The 283-nt window shown below is 40.3% G+C and carries 1 protein-coding gene; it reads left to right on the top strand.

Going from position 1 to position 283, the window contains the following annotated elements; genetic code table 11:
• Window positions 1-283 (top strand): hypothetical protein (locus HMPREF2613_RS07115; protein ID WP_261673980.1); only part of this gene is annotated, 283 nt, incomplete at both ends.

Here is a 283-nt window from a genome sequence, read left to right as displayed (position 1 = left end):
CTATTCAAGAGGCTAAGACTCAAGAAGATGTCAACAAAGCCCTCAATAACGCTCTTGAACAAATCAAGCAATTGCAACCTAGCCAACCAGAACAACCAGTTGAACCAAAACAACCGGAACAGCCTGAAATCAATTATGATAAGGCTATGGCTAGCCTGACTGAAGCTATCGAGAAAAAAGTAGCTGAACTTGGTGCTAACAACGATGCTAAGAAGAAATTAGTTGAAATTACTGACAAAGCAATCGCAGCTATTCAAGAGGCTAAGACTCAAGAAGATGTCAA

Origin of the sequence: Streptococcus sp. HMSC070B10, assembly GCF_001808665.1 — a bacterium.
GTDB lineage: Bacteria > Bacillota > Bacilli > Lactobacillales > Streptococcaceae > Streptococcus.
This window is presented reverse-complemented; position numbering and strand designations above follow the sequence as displayed.